The organism is Amycolatopsis sp. cmx-4-61, from assembly GCF_046548775.1.
Lineage (GTDB): Bacteria > Actinomycetota > Actinomycetes > Mycobacteriales > Pseudonocardiaceae > Amycolatopsis.
The window spans coordinates 35,691-51,747 of sequence record NZ_JAEBEI010000010.1 but is presented as its reverse complement, the minus strand read 5'-3'; the positions used below and the strand labels follow the sequence as shown (position 1 = coordinate 51,747).

General features: G+C 70.7%; 15 protein-coding genes. 7 read left to right on the top strand and 8 right to left on the bottom strand.

The features are described from left to right. Positions 1-37: 37 nt before the first annotated feature. The 6 genes from ACLJOU_RS26440 to ACLJOU_RS26415 all read right to left on the bottom strand — a co-directional run bounded on the left by ACLJOU_RS26440 (position 38) and on the right by ACLJOU_RS26415 (position 4,955). Positions 38-907 carry a Ku protein gene (locus ACLJOU_RS26440; protein WP_410570838.1) on the bottom strand — a complete coding sequence of 290 codons (870 nt, stop codon included), beginning with the start codon at positions 905-907 and terminating at the stop codon, positions 38-40. An 84-nt stretch (positions 908-991) separates the two neighbouring features. After that, a complete protein-coding gene (locus tag ACLJOU_RS26435; protein ID WP_410570836.1) occupies positions 992-2,218 on the bottom strand; it encodes a styrene monooxygenase/indole monooxygenase family protein in 1,227 nt (408 codons plus the stop codon). Positions 2,219-2,241: 23 nt separating this feature from the next. Next, a complete protein-coding gene (locus tag ACLJOU_RS26430; protein ID WP_410570835.1) occupies positions 2,242-2,868 on the bottom strand; it encodes a GTP-binding protein in 627 nt (208 codons plus the stop codon). After that, on the bottom strand, positions 2,843-3,253 hold the full coding sequence (locus tag ACLJOU_RS26425) for a DUF742 domain-containing protein (RefSeq protein WP_410571131.1): 411 nt from the start codon (positions 3,251-3,253) through the stop codon (positions 2,843-2,845). The genes ACLJOU_RS26430 and ACLJOU_RS26425 overlap by 26 nt, the downstream gene beginning before the upstream one ends. Before the next feature lie 26 nt (positions 3,254-3,279). Beyond that, positions 3,280-3,717 carry a roadblock/LC7 domain-containing protein gene (locus ACLJOU_RS26420; protein ID WP_410570834.1) on the bottom strand — a complete coding sequence of 146 codons (438 nt, stop codon included), beginning with the start codon at positions 3,715-3,717 and terminating at the stop codon, positions 3,280-3,282. Further along, complete coding sequence (locus tag ACLJOU_RS26415; protein ID WP_410570832.1) at positions 3,714-4,955, bottom strand: sensor histidine kinase; 1,242 nt, start codon at positions 4,953-4,955, stop codon at positions 3,714-3,716. Before ACLJOU_RS26415 ends, ACLJOU_RS26420 begins: the two co-directional genes overlap by 4 nt. Before the next feature lie 361 nt (positions 4,956-5,316). On the opposite strand from ACLJOU_RS26415, the gene ACLJOU_RS26410 reads away from it, so the two are divergent. From ACLJOU_RS26410 to ACLJOU_RS26395, 4 genes are read left to right on the top strand one after another with little or no spacing between them, the layout of a single operon-like run. Next, the gene (locus ACLJOU_RS26410) at positions 5,317-5,982 is read left to right on the top strand and encodes a TetR/AcrR family transcriptional regulator (RefSeq protein WP_410570831.1); all 666 of its coding nucleotides are present in this window, start codon (positions 5,317-5,319) and stop codon (positions 5,980-5,982) included. After that, complete coding sequence (locus tag ACLJOU_RS26405) at positions 5,976-7,709, top strand: ABC transporter ATP-binding protein (protein WP_410570830.1); 1,734 nt, start codon at positions 5,976-5,978, stop codon at positions 7,707-7,709. The genes ACLJOU_RS26410 and ACLJOU_RS26405 overlap by 7 nt, the downstream gene beginning before the upstream one ends. Continuing rightward, entirely contained in the window at positions 7,706-9,718 is a 2,013-nt protein-coding gene (locus ACLJOU_RS26400) for an ABC transporter ATP-binding protein (RefSeq protein ID WP_410570828.1), read from the top strand. The genes ACLJOU_RS26405 and ACLJOU_RS26400 overlap by 4 nt, the downstream gene beginning before the upstream one ends. Positions 9,719-9,774: 56 nt before the next feature. Next, positions 9,775-10,848 (top strand): DNA polymerase ligase N-terminal domain-containing protein, encoded by a 1,074-nt coding sequence (locus tag ACLJOU_RS26395; RefSeq protein ID WP_410570826.1) that lies wholly within the window; start codon positions 9,775-9,777, stop codon positions 10,846-10,848. Between the two features lie 51 nt (positions 10,849-10,899). Here the strand turns inward: ACLJOU_RS26395 and ACLJOU_RS26390 are convergent, their stop codons facing one another. Then, positions 10,900-12,366 carry an MFS transporter gene (locus tag ACLJOU_RS26390; protein ID WP_410570824.1) on the bottom strand — a complete coding sequence of 489 codons (1,467 nt, stop codon included), beginning with the start codon at positions 12,364-12,366 and terminating at the stop codon, positions 10,900-10,902. A 193-nt stretch (positions 12,367-12,559) separates the two neighbouring features. Continuing rightward, on the bottom strand, positions 12,560-13,444 hold the full coding sequence (ligD, locus tag ACLJOU_RS26385; protein WP_410570822.1) for a non-homologous end-joining DNA ligase: 885 nt from the start codon (positions 13,442-13,444) through the stop codon (positions 12,560-12,562). A 221-nt stretch (positions 13,445-13,665) separates the two neighbouring features. Here ligD and ACLJOU_RS26380 point away from each other — a divergent pair, with 221 nt between their 5' ends. Genes ACLJOU_RS26380 through ACLJOU_RS26370 form a run of 3 tightly spaced genes read left to right on the top strand, consistent with a single transcriptional unit; the run spans position 13,666 to position 16,057 of the window. Continuing rightward, positions 13,666-14,934: an aromatic ring-hydroxylating oxygenase subunit alpha gene (locus tag ACLJOU_RS26380; protein WP_410570820.1), complete on the top strand. Its 1,269-nt coding sequence runs from the start codon at positions 13,666-13,668 to the stop codon at positions 14,932-14,934. Further along, entirely contained in the window at positions 14,931-15,431 is a 501-nt protein-coding gene (locus ACLJOU_RS26375) for an aromatic-ring-hydroxylating dioxygenase subunit beta (protein WP_410570819.1), read from the top strand. The genes ACLJOU_RS26380 and ACLJOU_RS26375 overlap by 4 nt, the downstream gene beginning before the upstream one ends. Beyond that, positions 15,428-16,057 (top strand): maleylpyruvate isomerase N-terminal domain-containing protein, encoded by a 630-nt coding sequence (locus tag ACLJOU_RS26370; RefSeq protein WP_410570817.1) that lies wholly within the window; start codon positions 15,428-15,430, stop codon positions 16,055-16,057. Before ACLJOU_RS26375 ends, ACLJOU_RS26370 begins: the two co-directional genes overlap by 4 nt.

Genomic DNA, 16,057 nt, shown 5'->3' with positions numbered 1-16,057 from the left:
GGCGGCGTGTCGGCACAACCACCCGTCCGGGGCTGCCTCAGGCGGGCTTCGGCGCCCGCTTGCGCGCGGCCGGCTTCTTCTTCGCCGCCGGCTTGGGGTCCTCTTCGGACCCCTCCGAAGAGGACTGGCGCGACTTCTTCGCGGCGTCCACACTGGCCTGCAGGGCCGCCATCAGGTCGACGACGTCGGCCTTGGCGGTGACCGAGGCGGGCTTGGTCGTCTCGTCGCCGGCGACCTTGGCCTCGATCATCTCTTCCAGGGCCTCGCGGTAGTGGTCGTGGTACTTCTCCGGCTCGAACACCGGCTCGGCGAGCGAGTCGATCAGCGAGCCGGCCATGGTCAGCTCCTGCGGGCGGATCTGCGGCGGGTCGTCGCGCAGGAACGGGAAGTCCGGCTCGCGGACCTCGTCCGGCCACAGCATGGTCGTCATCACCAGCACGTCGGCGTGCACCCGCAGCACCGCCATGCTCTCCCGCTGCCGGACCGCGACCTTCGCGATGGCCACCTGGCTCGACTTGTGCAGCGCGTCCCGCAGCACCACGTACGGCTTCACCGCGTTCTTCTGCGGCTCCAGGTAGTAGGTCCGGTCGTACTGGATCGGGTCGATCGACTCGAGCGGCACGAACTCCAGCACGTCGATCGTGCGCTGGGTGGTGAGCGGCAGCTCGGCCATCTCGGCGTCGGTGATCACGACCATCTCGCCGTCGGGCAGCTCGTAGCCCTTGGCGATCTCGGCGTACGGTACTTCCTGGCCGTCGATGGTGCAGAACCGCTTGTACTGGATGCGGCCGCCGTCGGCCTCGTGCACCTGCCGGAGGGACACGTTCTTGTTCTCGGTGGCCGCGTACATCTGGATCGGGATGCTGACCAGCCCGAACGACACCGAGCCCTTCCACATCGCCCGCATGCCACGCACCTCCGATAGACCACCCGGCCGACTTCACGCTCGGTAACTACCGTAGCCCGAATCGTCCCGCGGCGACAGTCGGATCTAGACCTCCGCCAGGTACTTCTTCCAGAGTGCGGGGTCCATGAACCAGTGCCGGAAGTCGGCGGGGTTGGTGAAACCGTTGGCGAACCGCCGCGCGACGGCCGGGTTCTGGCCCGCCACCCCGAGGATTTCGAGCACGTGCGGAGGCGGCGGCAGGAGCAGCGCGTTCGTCCATTCGGTGACGTGCCGGGCGTACTCCCAGTAGCGCTCGAACGTCGCCACCATCCACGCGGCATCGAACGGCTGGTCACCGTGGGCCACGATGGCGTCGAGGTAGGTCGCGGCGCAGTGGCTGGCGTTGTTCGAGCCCTGCCCGGTGATCGGGTCGTTCGCCACCACGACGTCGGCCATGCCCAGCACCACGGCCCCGCCGGGCAGGGTGCCGACGGGGTGGCGCACCACGGGCGTGTACCCGCCGGCCAGGGTCGCCTTCGCGTCGGTCAGCTCCGCGTCGCGGCAGCGGTCGTACTCCCACGGCACGAACTGCCGCATCAGGTCCAGCACGCGCTTGAAGTGCTCGTCCGGGCTCGGGTGGTCGCCGAAGCAGTCCAGCGGCCCGCCGGGCACGCCTTCGAAGAAGAGGATGTCGCAGTTGCCGCTCAGCGTGTAGGCCGGGATCATGAACAGCTCGCCGACACCGGGGACGATGTTGAACCGCACCCCGACCTTGTCCGGGTGCTCCGGACGGCGGCCCACCCCGTGGGCGTAGACCAGCGACAGCGCGCGCATCGGCCGGGTGTACGGCGACCGCTCGGGCACCCGGTCGAACAGCTGGACCAGCTCCCCCTTGCCCGCCGAAATGACCACGAGGTCGTACAGCCGGGCCAGCGCGTCCAGTTCGGACGTCATCACGCCGTGGATGACGAGCTTGCCGCCGCGGTCTTCGAACCGCTCCAGCCAGCCGGCCATCTTCACCCGCTGGTCGACCGACTGCGCCGGCTGGTCGAGTTCGGCGAACCAGTCGAGCGCGCGCCCGCCGTCCGGCGCGGCCACCGAGACGCCGAGCCCTTCGACGTCGACCGTGTCCGCCTCCCACAGGTTGATCCCGAGGTCCCGCTCGTGCTGCAGGGCGTCGTGGAACATGCACTGCGTCGACATCACCCGCCCGCTCCGGATCTCCTCCGGCGTCCGCGCGGACATCACGGTGACGTCGTAGTCCTTCGCCTGCAGCCCGAGGGCCAGCTGCAGGCCGGACTGCCCGGCGCCCACGACCAGGACCTTGCGCATGGAGCTCTTCACCTTCCGGGGGTTCAGGCGTGCGGGGTGCTGCCGGCGAGCTCGCGGCCCGCCGGGCCGGAGAGCACCGCCAGCGACAGCGTGTGGCCGACCAGTTCGGTCAGGGTGGCGATCGTCGACGCGCGGTCGCGGGCGTCGCAGGTGACCAGCGGGACGCTCGGGTCGAGCGCGAGGGCGTCCCGCACCTCTTCGAGGTCGTGCACCGGCATGCCTTCGAACTGGTTGACCGCGACGATGAACGGCAGCTCCGAGTCGTTCTCGAAGTAGTTGATCGCCGCGAAGGACTCGTCGATTCGGCTGGTGTCCACGAGCACGACCGCGCCGAGCGCGCCGCGGCTCAGGTCGTCCCAGAGGAACCAGAACCGCGCCTGCCCCGGCGTGCCGAACAGGTACAGCAGCAGGTCCGGGCGCAGCGTGATCCGCCCGAAGTCCATGGCCACGGTCGTGGTCGACTTGCCCCCCGGCGGGATGTCGTCGATGCCTTCCCCGGCCTCGGTCATCCACGCCTCGTTGCTCATCGGCGGCACTTCCGACACCGCGCCGACGAAGGTGGTCTTGCCGACACCGAAGCCCCCGGCGACGACGATCTTCGCGGAGATCGTCAGCAGATCGCCCTCAGGCGGGGAGCCGCTTGAGCCCATCAAGGATCCTCTCGAGCACGTTGGTGTCGTGGTGGTAGGCGTGCGCGGTCGGGTGGACGAACACCGCGCCCTGGGAGGCGAGGTCGCCGAGCAGCACCCGCACCACGCCCAGGGGCAGGTCCAGCCCGACCGACAGCTCGGCGACCGAGCACCGCACCCGCGCGCGTTCGTAGAGCGAGCGCGACTCGGGCATGAGCGTGTCGCTCAGCGCGGGGTCGTACTGCGGCACCGAAATCAGCGTCTCCACCAGCAGCTGGAACCGCGTGCCGGTGCGGCCGCCGGTGAGGGCGTACGCGCGGATCCGGCGGCTCCGGCGCGGCAGTGGGGATTTCACCGGGGATTTCACCGGGGAGTCCCCTGGGGTGTCCGGTGTGGACACGGGCATCACATCCTCGTGCGGCACGGGCGTCATCACATCCGGGGCCGGCGTGCGGTCAGCACCTGCCGCAGCTCCGCGCGCACCTCGGGGGTGAGCGCGTGGCCGGCGTTGGTGATGAACTGGGTCATCTCGTAGGCGACCACCTTCATGTCCGCCTCGCTCGAGGTCAGCACGGCGAGCCCGGCACCGGACCCGATGCCCATGAACAGGAAGTAGCCGTGGGTGAGCCGGATGATGATCTGCTCGCAGGCGCCCTTCCCGAACAGGGCCGCGCTGTTGCCCGCCAGCGAGAGCAGGCCGCTGGCGATCGCGGCGAGCTGTTCGGCCTCGGCCTCGCCGACCGAGTCCGACGCGGTGAGCGGGAAGCCGTCCACGCTCATGATCAGCGCGTGGCTCACACCGTGGACCTTGCGCACGAAGTCGTCGAGCAGCCAGGCGAAGTTCGCCGTGGCCGGGTGGGGTGCGCTCACCGGGCGGTTCCTCCGGGCGTCTCGTCCTGGCGGGTGCGGTTCTCCGCCAGCGCGGCCTGCTCGCCGTCGGCGAACGCCCCGAGGTCGGCCAGCAGCTGTTCGTGCCCGGCCGTGGCGGTGTCCGCGGCCGGCGCGGGTGGCGGCGGGGGTGGTTCCGGCGCGGCGCCGCGGATGCTGCCGGGCACGCGGCGGGGCAGGCCGTTCGCCGTGGTGCCGCCGGTGGCCCGCTCGACCGGCCGCGGCCGGGGGCTGGGTTTGGTGCGGGGCGCGGCGTCCGGGTCCTCCCGCGGGAACGCGGCCGCCCGGCGGCGCGGCAACCCGCCGACCACGGCGGGTTCGCGCCCGGGCGTGACCGGCTCGATGGTGACCGTCTTCGTGCCCGACCACGCGTGTTCGGCCAGCTCGGTGACGACCCCGGTGGGCAGCAGCACGGTGGCGACCGTGCCGTGCGGGCTGCGCCGGTCGAGCCGCACGGTCACGCCGTGCCGCGCGGCCAGGCGGGCGACCACGGCGAGGCCCATGTGCCGTGCCGCGGCGTCGTCGAGGTCGCCGCCGGCCTCCAGCCGCGCGTTGAGGTCCCCGATGCGGTCGGCGGGGATGCCGATGCCCTCGTCCTCGATCCGGACGAGCACGCTGCCCTGTTCGGTCAGGTGCGCGCTGACGTGCACCGGCGAACTCGGCGAGGACTGGTTGGCGGCGTTGTCGAACAGCTCCGCCAGCACCCGCCCCAGGTCCTCCGCGGCGAACCCGACGACGCCGAGGTTGACCACGCGGCCGATGGTGATCCGGGCGTAGTGGTTGATCGAGGACATCGCCTCGCGCATGAGGTCGAGCAGCGATGTCGCGCGGGCGGCGTCGTCGGCGGTGTCCTGCCCGGCGAGCACGCGCAGGTTCTCGGCGTTGCGCCGCAGTCGCGTGGCGAGGTGGTCGAGCTGGTAGAGCTCGGCGAGGCGGTGGTGGTCCTCCTCCCCCGCCTCGAGCTCCTCCAGCCGCGCCAGCAGCTGGTCGAGGAGGTTGAGGTCACGCAGGGCGACGCTGGCGCAGATCTCGGCCAGGACGCCTTCGCCGGACGGCGCGGCCACCGGCTCCGGTCGCGTCAGCTCCACGAACGCCGGTCCGGCCGCGGGTGCGTACCCGGGGTGCTTCGGAGGCGCGGTGAGGAACTGCGCGGCGGCGACGCGCGAGCGGTCCAGGAGGACGCGTGATCGATCCAGGAGTTCCCGGGCCCGGCTCGCCATGTGGTCCCACTTCTTCCTTGCTCAGGTTCGGAAACGACTGCGGAAACGGCTTTGCTGCGCCGACCCCCGGCGGCGATGCGGGACATGCAAGCAGAAACGTTCGTGGGATGTCCACAGCCGGTTCCCGCGCGATCGCCCTGTGTGATCATGAATTCGGAGCGTCGCTGCTGGTGAGCGCAGCGGATTAGGCCATTCGGTTCAATTTTGCAAATTGCGGGTCGCAACCCTGCGCACACGGCCGTCGAACGCGCAGCTGAAGCAGGCCCTGCCCGCGAATCCGCAGGTCGTGCCCGATTCGTCCCAAACTTGCGTGCCGCGCAATTTTTTGCGTGGCACGCAAGTTTTTCGCTACACTCTGCACATGCCGCCGGACGAACCCCCGAAGCTGACCCTGCGCGAGCGGAAGAAGCGCGAGGCCCGCCGGGCCCTCGCCCAGGCCGCGCTCCGGCTCACGCTGGAGCGGGGGCTGGAGAACGTCCGGGTGGAGGACATCGCCACCGAGGTGGGGGTCTCGCCCCGCACGTTCAACAACTACTTCTCCAGCAAGGAGCAGGCGGTCTGCGCGGTCGTCGCGGACCGGCACGAGGGGATGCGCGATGCCCTGCTCGCCCGGCCCGAGGGCGAGCCGCTCTGGGAGTCCGTCAAGCACGCGGTCCTGGAGCAATATTCGCGTGAAGGCGAGCCCGATCGCGCGTATGTTGCGCGTATCCGGGAGCTGATGGGCCAGCTCGTGCTGCGTGGCGAATTCCTCAACGCCCACGCGGCGGTCGAGCGGGTCCTCGCCGAAACGATCGCGAAACGGGTGGGCGGTGTGGACCACCTGCTGTGCCGGCTCATGGCCTCCTCGGTGGAAAGTGCCGTCCGCGTCGCCTTCGTCAACTGGTTCACCGAAGGCGAACCGCTCCTGCCGACGCTGGAGCGGCTGCTGGACGAACTGGCCGCCGGGATGCCGACCCTGACCGGCGGCGGCACCGAAGGAAAACCCGACCCGAACACCACCACTCCACTGGGGGAATCGTTGTGCTAGTCAAGCTCCTGCGCAGTCACCTGCGCCCGTACCGGGGCACCTTGTGGGTGATCGTCGCGCTCCAGCTGGTGCAGACGATCGCCATGCTCTACCTGCCGACGCTGAACGCCGACATCGTCGACAACGGCCTGATCAAGGGCGACATGCCCTACATCCTGCGGGTCGGCGCGGTGATGCTCGCCGTCACGCTGGCCCAGATCGCCGGCTCGATCGGCGCGGTCTACTTCGGCGCCCGCACGGCGATGGCGATCGGGCGGGACATCCGCGCCGGGGTCTTCCACCGGGTGCAGGACTTCTCGGCCCGCGAAGTCGGCCAGTTCGGCACGCCGTCGCTCATCACCCGCACCACCAACGACGTCCAGCAGGTCCAGATGCTGGTCCTGATGACGCTGACGCTGATGGTGTCCGCGCCGATCATGTGCGTGGGCGGGATCATCCTGGCGCTGAACCTCGACGTGCCGCTGTCGTCGCTGCTGCTGGTCATCGTGCCGGTCCTGGCGGTCGCGGTCGGGACGGTCATCGCCAAGATGCGCCCCGCGTTCCGGCTGATGCAGGTGCGGATCGACCGGATCAATCAGATCCTGCGCGAGCAGATCATGGGCGTCCGGGTGATCCGCGCGTTCGTGCGGGACACCCGGGAGCGCAAGCGGTTCGACGTCGCCAACGACGAACTGCTCACCGTGTCGCTGCGGGTCGGGCGACTGATGGCGCTGATGTTCCCGATCGTGATGCTGGTGATGAACACCTCCAGCGTCGCGGTGCTGTGGTTCGGCGGGCAGCGGATCGACTCCGGCAGCATGCAGATCGGGGCGATGACGGCGTTCCTGTCCTACCTGCTGCAGATCCTGATGGCCGTCATGATGGCCACGTTCATGTTCATGATGGTGCCCCGCGCGGAGGTCAGCGCCGAGCGGATCAGCGAGGTGCTCGACACGGAGTCGAGCGTCCGGCCGCCGGTGTCGCCGATCCGCCCCGGCGCGGTGCACGGGCACCTCGAGCTGTCCGGGGTGGAGTTCCGCTACCCCGGCGCGGAAAAGCCGGTGCTGTGCGACATCTCGCTGGTCGGGCGGCCGGGTGAGACCACCGCCGTCATCGGGTCCACCGGCACCGGCAAGACCACGCTGCTCAACCTCATCCCGCGGCTGATGGACGCCACCGCCGGCACGGTGAAGGTCGACGGCGTCGACGTCCGCGACCTCGATCCGGCGGTGCTCGCCCGCGCGGTCGGGCTGGTGCCGCAGAAGCCGTACCTGTTCGCCGGCACGGTGGCGAGCAACCTGCGTTACGGCAACCCGGACGCCACCGACGAAGAACTGTGGCACGCCCTGGAAGTGGCGCAGGGCAAGGACTTCGTCGCGGCGATGGCCGAGGGCCTCGACGCGCCGATCGCCCAGGGCGGCACGAACGTCTCGGGTGGCCAGCGGCAGCGGCTCGCGATCGCCCGGATGCTGGTGCACAAACCGGAGATCTACCTGTTCGACGACTCGTTCTCGGCGCTCGACTACGCGACCGACGCGGCCCTGCGCCGTGCGCTGGTGTCGGAGACGAAGGACGCGACGGTGGTCATCGTCGCGCAGCGGGTCAGCACCATCCGGAACGCCGACCGGATCCTCGTCCTCGACGAGGGCCGCGTCGTCGGCACCGGCACCCACCACGAACTCATGGACACCAACGAAACCTACCGGGAGATCGTGCTGTCCCAGCTGACCGAGCAGGAGGCGGCGTGAGTACCACGGAATCGTCCGAGGCCACCGTCACCGAGGCCGGCGAACGACCGACCGCCCAGCGGCACCGGAACACCGGTGCCGCGGCCGGCGGACCGGCGGCCCGCTGGATGAGCGGCGGCGCGCCGGCGGAGAAGGCCCTGGACTTCACCGGCTCCTTGAAACGGCTGCTGCAGCTGCTCAGGCCGCAGCGGGTGGCCCTGATCGGCGTCTTCGTGCTCGGCGCGGCCAGCGTCACGTTGACCGTGATCGGGCCGAAGATCCTCGGGCAGGCCACCGACGCCATCCTGGCCGGCGTGCTCGGCAAGCAGGTTCCGCCGGGGGTGACCAAGGAGCAGATCGTCGCCGGCCTGCGGGCCCGCGGTGACGGCACGCTCGCCGACATCTACAGCCGCGTCGACCTCGTGCCGGGGGTCGGCATCGACTTCGACCGGGTCGGGCAGATCCTGCTGACCGTGCTGGCGCTGTTCGTCGTTTCGTCGTTCTTCGGGCTGATCCAGGCCCGGCTGACGACGACGCTGGTGCAGCACGCGGTGTACCGGCTGCGCCAGGAGGTCGAGGAGAAGTTCGCGCGGCTGCCCCTGAAGTACTTCGACCGCCAGCCGCGCGGTGAGGTGCTGTCCCGCGTCACCAACGACATCGACAACCTGGCGATGTCGCTGCAGCAGACGCTGTCGCAGATCGTCTCGTCGCTGCTGACGGTCATCGGCGTGCTGATCATGATGTTCCTGATCTCCCCGCTGCTGGCGCTGATCGCGCTGCTCACCGTGCCGCTGTCGGCGGTGGTGGCCGCGAAGGTCGGCAAGCGGGCGCAGCCGAACTTCATCAAGCAGTGGTCGACGACGGGCAAGCTCAACGCGCACGTCGAGGAGATGTACACCGGGCACTCGCTGGTCAAGGTGTTCGGCCGCCGCGAGGAGTCCGCGGCGATCTTCGACAAGCAGAACGAAACGCTGTACCAGGCGAGCTTCCGGGCGCAGTTCATCTCCGGGATGATCCAGCCGGCGATGATGTTCATCGGCAACCTCAGCTACGTGCTGGTGGCGGTGATCGGCGCGCTGCGCGTCGCGTCGGGCAGCCTGACGCTCGGCGAGGTGCAGGCGTTCATCCAGTACTCGCGCCAGTTCAGCCAGCCGGTCACGCAGATCGCCAGCATGGCGAACCTGCTGCAGTCCGGCGTCGCCTCGGCCGAGCGAGTGTTCGCGCTGCTCGACGCCGAGGAGCAGGCGCCGGAACCGGAGCACCCGGAGCGGCCCGCGGTGATCCGCGGGCGGGTCGAGTTCCAGGACGTCTCGTTCCGCTACCTGCCGGACAAGCCGCTGATCGACGACCTGTCCCTCACCGTCGAACCCGGCCAGACGGTGGCGATCGTCGGCCCGACGGGCGCCGGGAAGACGACCCTGGTCAACCTGCTCATGCGGTTCTACGAGCTGGACGGCGGCCGGATCACGCTCGACGGCGTCGACATCGCGAAGATGAACCGCGAGGAACTGCGCGACCAGACCGGCATGGTGCTGCAGGACGCGTGGCTGTTCGGCGGCACGATCGCGGAGAACATCGCCTACGGCGCGGACGACCCGAGCCGCGAGCAGATCGTCGAGGCGGCCCAGGCGACGTACGTGGACCGCTTCGTGCGGACGCTGCCGGAGGGCTACGACACGGTGCTCGACGACGAGGGCGGCACGGTCAGCGCGGGTGAGAAGCAGCTGATCACGGTCGCGCGGGCGTTCCTGGCCAAGCCGGTGATCCTCATCCTCGACGAGGCGACCAGCTCGGTCGACACCCGCACCGAGGTGCTCATCCAGCGGGCGATGAACTCGCTGCGCAGCGGCCGCACGAGCTTCGTCATCGCGCACCGCCTTTCGACGATCCGCGACGCGGACGTGATCCTGGTGATGGAAAACGGCCGCATCGTCGAGCAGGGCGACCACGAAACGCTGCTGCACAGCGGGGGTGCGTACGCGCGGCTGTACGCGGCGCAGTTCGCCGAAGCAATGGCGGAGACCGACTGACGCCGGCGCCCCGGTACCCTGGACGCTCCGGAAGCGGAAGGGGTACTGGGGCGCCCATGGCGGACAAACTCGAGGAATACCGCGGCAAACGGGCGCGCGACCGCACCTCGGAGCCGTGGCCGGACGGCCCGCCCGTCCCCGGCGGCAACGACCTGTTCGTCATCCAGGAACACCACGCCACCCGGCTGCACTGGGACTTCCGCCTGGAGCGCGACGGCGTGCTCGTGTCGTGGGCGGTGCCGAAGGGCCTGCCGCTCTCCCCCGGCGTGCCCCGGCTCGCCGTGCACACCGAAGACCACCCCATGGAGTACCTCACGTTCTCCGGCGAGATCCCCGCCGGCGAGTACGGCGGCGGCCGGATGACCGTGTGGGACACCGGGAAGTACGAAACGCTGCACTGGAACGACCACAAGGTCGAGGTGGTCTTCCACGGCGAACGCGCGCGCGGCAAGTACCTGTTCACCAACCGGCACGACGAAGACGGCCGGGACTGGACGCTGCGGCGCCTCGACCCGGCCGAACCGGGCCACGAAGACGCGCCGGAGTTCCTCGAGCCGATGGCCGCGGTCCCGGGCGAGCTGCCGCCGCCGGCCGAGGACGACGGCTGGGCCTACGAATTCGACTGGGGCGGCGCCCGCACCATGCTCTGCGTGTCCGGCGGCCGCATCGCGGCGCACGACAACACCGGCGCCGACGTCATCGGACGCTGGCCGGAGCTGCACAAACTCGGCGAAACCCTCGGCTCGACCGAGGTGCTGCTCGACGGCGAGATGGTCGTGGTCTGCGACGGCCGTCCGGATCCGGCCGGCCTCGTCCGGCGCGGCCGGGCCGACGGCACCGAGGCCAAGCGGATGGCCAAGCACTGCCCGGCGTTCTTCTTCGCCTACGACCTGCTGCACCACGAGGGCCGGGCGACGCTGGACCTGCCGTACGTGCGGCGGCGGGACATGCTGGCCGGCCTCGGCCTGTCCGGCGGCAACTGGCAGGTCCCGCAGTACTTCCGCGGCAACGGCGAAGCGGTGCTGGCGGCGGCCCGGGAACACGGCCTCGGCGGGATCTACGCGAAACGCACCGACGGCGGGTACCACCCGGGCGAAGCCGACGGCGACTGGCTCCGGATCCGGGCGTGAAAGCGGCCTCCCCGGCCGGAAACCGGGGAGGCCGCCGTCTTCGGACGGAGCTCAGTGCGCCGACGGCGTCCGCTGCTCCGGGACCACCTGCAGCTGCCCGCCGCCGTGCTTGCGCAGCAGCGCCACGGACAGCACCAGGCCGACCGCCGCGAAGATCACGCACGCCCAGAAGCCCTGGGTGAAGCCGGCCATGATCGCGGCCGGGTTGGTGGCCGCCTGCGCCATGTGCGTCGCGATCACGGTCGAGACGACCGCCACGCCGATCGCGCCGCCGACCTGGAACGCGGCCGAGTTGAAGCCGGACGCGATGCCCGCGTCGCGCTTGGCGATGCCGTTCAGCGCGGCCGCCGCGAGGGCGACCGGGCCGCCGCCGAGGCCGAGCCCGAACAGCACCAGGCCCGGAAAGACGTCGGCCCAGTAGCTGCCGGTCGGCGAAATCCCGGTCAGCAGGAAGCAGCCGGCCCCCAGCAGCACCACGCCGGTGACCGCGACGACCCGGATGCCGATGCGGTTCAGCACGGCCTGGGCGAGGTACGCGCCGGCCACCGCGGCGATCGGCATCGCGGACTGGCTGAGCCCGAACTCCAGTGCGGTGTACTGCCGCACCCCCAGCGAGAACTGGGAGATCGCGACCGACATGCCGAACGCGAGTGCCGCCACGATCCCGGTCACGAGGTTGCCGCCGAGCAGCGCGCGCGAGCGGAACAGCCGCAGCGGCACCAGCGGCGCGGCCGAGCGCTTCTCGATCACCAGCGTCAGCGCGACCAGCACGAGGAACACCACGCCGAGGCCGAGGGTGTGGAAGCTGACCCAGCCCTTCCCGGGCGCCTCGACCAGGATGTAGACCAGCAGGCCGAGCGCGGCCGTGCTGACGATCGCCCCGGCGAGGTCGAACGTCCGCTGCTTGCCCGCGTCCTTGCTCTCCCGCAGCAGCACCGGGCTCAGCACCAGCATGACCACCGCGACCGGGACGTTGACGAAGAAGATCGACTGCCAGCCCAGCCAGTCGATGAGCGTCCCGCCCAGCAGCAGGCCGACGGTGGCGCCGATCGACGCGATCCCGGACCAGGCGGCGAACGCCTTGTTGCGCTCCCGGCCTTCCGGGAAGGTGTTGGTCAGGATGGACAACGCGGTCGGCGCCATCAGCGCGGCCGAGACTCCGTGCAGCGCGCGGGCCACCAGCAGGACCTCGGCGTTCCAGGCCAGCCCGGACAGCAGGGAAACCAGCAGGAACAGCGCGGTGCCGGCGATGAACACCTTGCGCCTGCCGAGCAGGTCGGCCGCCCGCCCGCCGAGCAGGAGCAACCCGCCGAAGGTCAGCAGGTTGGCCGAGAGGGCCCACTGCGCCGCCACGGGCGACAGCTTGAGGTCCGCCGAGATCGAGGGCAGGCCCATGATGACGATCTGCGCGTCGAGGATCACCATGAAGTTGGCCGTGCAGAGGAGGATGAGGGCTTTCCAGCGGCGCGGGTCGAGACCCGTGGCCACCGATGCGGGTGCTGCCTGGGCGACGTTCACTGCTCTCTCCTTCGAGCGGAGACGGCGTTTCTCCGCGGTCCGTAGGTCTGCGTCGACCGTACGGAGGGAACGGCGCGGTCTCCTTCCTCCGGATTGCACAGCGGCTTCTTCCCGCGTGCCGTCCGCGCCGGATCCGGAACCGGCGGCGCTGTCCGGGTACGCGCAGTCCGGCGGCGGACACAGCGCGTTCCCGTCACAGCTTCTTCAGCAGCTCCATCGCGCGCGCCGGAGACGCCGCGTGGTCGGCCAGACCGGCCCACGGGTCGGCCTTCCGCGCCAGGCGGTCCTTCATCCGCTTCGGCGTCCAGCCGTCCGGCTCCGCCTTGCCCAGCTCGTGCCAGTCCAGCGGCGTGGCGACCCCGGCGGACGGCCGCGCGCGCAGCGAGTAGGGCGCCACGAACGTCGACGTGTAGCCGTTGCGCTGGACGTCGAGGTACACCCGGTCACCGCGCTGGTTCTTCCGCACCGCCGTGGTCAGCCGGTCCGGGTCGTGCCGGACCAGCACCTCGGCCGCGGTCTTGGCCAGGTCCCGGACCTGGTCGTAGGTCTGGCTGGGCTCCAAGGGCGCGACGACGTGGAACCCGCGCCCGCCGGTCGCCTGCACGTACGGCACCAGCCCGGCGGCGGTGTAGACGTCTCGCACCAGCCGCGCGATCTCCCGCAGCTCGCCGGCCGGCACGTGGCCGGGCGGATCGATGTCGATCAGCACCATGTCGGGGTGTTCCAGGTCGTCCACCGTCGAGGACCAGATGTGGTACTCGATCGCCGCCTGGTTGGCCAGGTACACCAGGGTCGCGGCGTCGTCGCAGATCACGTGCCGCACGTCGCTCGTGGTCCGCTGCGGGATCGTCTCGACGCGGATCCACGACGGCAGCTTGCCGCCGGCCTCCTTCTGGTACCACGTCTGGCCGTCGATACCGCGGGGGAAGCGGCGGAGGGTGAGCGGCCGGCCGCGCAGGTGCGGCACCATCACTTCGGCAACGGTCCGGTAGTGCCCGACGACGTCGCCCTTGGTCAGCCCGGCCGCGGGGTAGTAGATCCGGTCGGGGTTCGAGGTCGTGATCTCGGCCGGGTCCACGAGGCCCCCCAGTCGGTGGTCGGCGGCGGGCCGGTCCGCACGCACTCCTGACCGGAGCCTGCCGGTCCGCGGGCGCGCGCGTCCACTCGGAGCGTGCTCAGCCGCCGCCACCACGTTGCCGGCCGTCACGGCGATCGCCGTGAAGGGTGACGGGACGAGCGGCAGCCGCTATGCTCACCCGGTCCCGAACATGTCTCGGTCGGGACGACTGGGGTGAGACGATGACTGGCCGTACCGCGGAAACCGACGTGCCCGGAACCGATTCCGCTCCACTCGGCCGCCGCTGGCCGAGTGACGACACGTCGCGAATACCGAACTGGGTGTACACCGACGAAGACGTGTTCCGGCTGGAACAGCAACGCATCTTCGGCGGTCCCTTTTGGAACTACGTGGCGCTGGCCGCGGAAGTGCCCGAGCCCGGTGATTTCGTGCGCTCCTGGGTGGGCGATCACCCGGTGGTCGTGGTGCGCACCCGGCGCGGCACGATCAACGTCGTGTCCAACCGGTGCGCGCACCGCGGGCTGGCGTTCTGCATGCAGCAGCACGGAAAAGCCAAGACGTTCGTCTGTCCGTACCACCAGTGGTCGTTCGACCTGGACGGCAACCTGACCGGGTTGCCGTTCAAGCGGGGAGTACGCGGAAACGGCGGGATGCCCGCCGATTTCGACTTCGCCGCGCACGGCCTGAACACCCTGGCGGTGGCCGAACGCGGCGGGGTGGTGTTCGCCAGCCTGGCCGCGGATCCGCCCACTCTGCAGGACTCCTTCGGCGCGCCCATGCTGCGCTACTTCGACCGCGTCTTCGACGGCCGGGAACTCCGCGTGCTGGGCTACCAGCGGCAGCGGATCCCGGCCAACTGGAAACTGGTCTTCGAGAACATCAAGGACCCGTACCACGCCAGCCTGCTGCACGTGTTCCTGGTCAGCCTCGGCCTCTTCCGGGCCGACCAGCCGTCCAAGGTGGTCATGGACGCGACCGGGCAGCACGCGGCGCTGCTGTCCCGGCGCGGCGGCCAGAGCGCCAACGACGTCACCGCCGAGATCCGGCAGTTCGACGACCGGCTGGAACTGCACGACAAGAACATGCTGCGGCCGGCCAAGGAGTTCCCGGACGACCACACCGTGGTGATGCACACGCTGTGGCCGAACCTGATGGTGCAGGCGCAGACCAACACGCTGGCCATGCGGGCGATGGCGCCGCGCTCGGCCGGCGTCACCGATCTGCACTGGACCTACTTCGGGTACGCCGACGACGACGAGGAGATGACGCTGCGCCGGTTGCGGCAGGCCAACCTCCAGGGACCGGCCGGGATGATCGGCATCGACGACTGGGAAGTGCTGGCCTACAACCAGACCGGCCTGCTCAGCGACCCGGGAGGAGCGGGCGTGGTCGAGATGGGCGGCCTGGGCGTCACCGACGAAGACCACATGGTGACCGAAGCGGCGATCCGGGCGATGTACGTGTACTACCGCGAGGTGATGGGCTGGTGACCGAGGTCGTCACCGCGGCGGACGCGGACCTGACCACGTGGTTCGCGGCGTACCGGTTGTACACCGGCTACGCCGGGCTGCTCGACGAGCAGCGGCTGGACGACTGGCTGGAACTGTTCACCGAGGACTGCCTGTTCCGGGTGGTCTCCCGGGAAAACGAGCAGCGCGGCCTGGCGCTGGCGCTGATGCGCTGCGAGGGCGTGGCCGGGCTGCGCGACCGGGTGCACGCCATCCGGGAGGTGTCGGTGTACGCGCCGCGCACGATGCGGCACCTGGTCAGCGGGCTGCAGGTGACGGCGGGGCCGCAGCCGGGCACGTACCGGGCCACGGCGTCGTTCGCGGTGCTGCAGTCGCTGGAGAGCGAGCACACCACGCTGTTCGCCGCCGGCAGCTACACCGACGTGCTGGTGCGGCAAGGCGAGGCGCTGCGGTTCGCCGAGAAGACCGCGGTCTACGACGGTTCACTGGTGGTCAACTCGATGGTGTTCCCGCTGTGACGGAGGACTTCCCGCGCGCACGGGGCACCGCGGCCGACGTGGACCTCCTGCGCCGCGGCTGGGCGCACTGGGCCGAGATCGGCGCCTCGCTGACCGAGGCCGAACGGCAGCAGGCGACCCGGTTGCCGGGCTGGCCGGTCGGCACGCTGTACGCGCACGTGGCCCGCTCGGTCGACGTGCTGGCCGCCGCGCTGGACACGGCGAAGTCCGATGTGGACACCGCGTGCCCGGACGCGAGCGCGTACTTCCGGTCGTTCCACGGGGCCCGCGAGCAGGCGGCGCGAACCGTCGACCAGGTCGCGCGGCAGGCCGCCGGGAGCCCGCCGGCCGTCTGGGCGGCGAAGCTCGCCGAGCACGGCCCGCCGCTGCTGGACCGGGCGGCGGCCGCGACCGGTGCCGTCGACTCCCCCGCCGGACGGATCGCCGTGCCGGACTACCTGCTGACCCGGCTGGTCGAGGTCACCGTGCACCTGCTCGACCTGCGGGCCGCCGTGCCCGGTCCCGGCCCCGAACCCGAGGCGCTGCACCGGGTTTCGGACGTGCTGGTCGGGGTGGCCGGCCCGACGGCGTTCGTCGAGGCGGCCACCGGCCGGACACCGTTTCCGGTGTTCCCCCTGCTGGCCTGA

Excerpts from the sequence above, each read along its gene's own strand:
- ACLJOU_RS26395 (WP_410570826.1), top strand. The coding sequence starts at position 9,775 with ATGGCGGACAAACTCGAGGAATACCGCGGCAAACGGGCGCGCGACCGC.
- ACLJOU_RS26435 (WP_410570836.1), bottom strand. The coding sequence starts at position 2,218 with ATGCGCAAGGTCCTGGTCGTGGGCGCCGGGCAGTCCGGCCTGCAGCTG.
- ACLJOU_RS26430 (WP_410570835.1), bottom strand. The coding sequence starts at position 2,868 with ATGGGCTCAAGCGGCTCCCCGCCTGAGGGCGATCTGCTGACGATCTCC.
- ACLJOU_RS26415 (WP_410570832.1), bottom strand. The coding sequence starts at position 4,955 with ATGGCGAGCCGGGCCCGGGAACTCCTGGATCGATCACGCGTCCTCCTG.
- ACLJOU_RS26440 (WP_410570838.1), bottom strand. The coding sequence starts at position 907 with ATGCGGGCGATGTGGAAGGGCTCGGTGTCGTTCGGGCTGGTCAGCATC.
- ACLJOU_RS26410 (WP_410570831.1), top strand. The coding sequence starts at position 5,317 with ATGCCGCCGGACGAACCCCCGAAGCTGACCCTGCGCGAGCGGAAGAAG.
- ACLJOU_RS26425 (WP_410571131.1), bottom strand. The coding sequence starts at position 3,253 with ATGCCCGTGTCCACACCGGACACCCCAGGGGACTCCCCGGTGAAATCC.
- ACLJOU_RS26380 (WP_410570820.1), top strand. The coding sequence starts at position 13,666 with ATGACTGGCCGTACCGCGGAAACCGACGTGCCCGGAACCGATTCCGCT.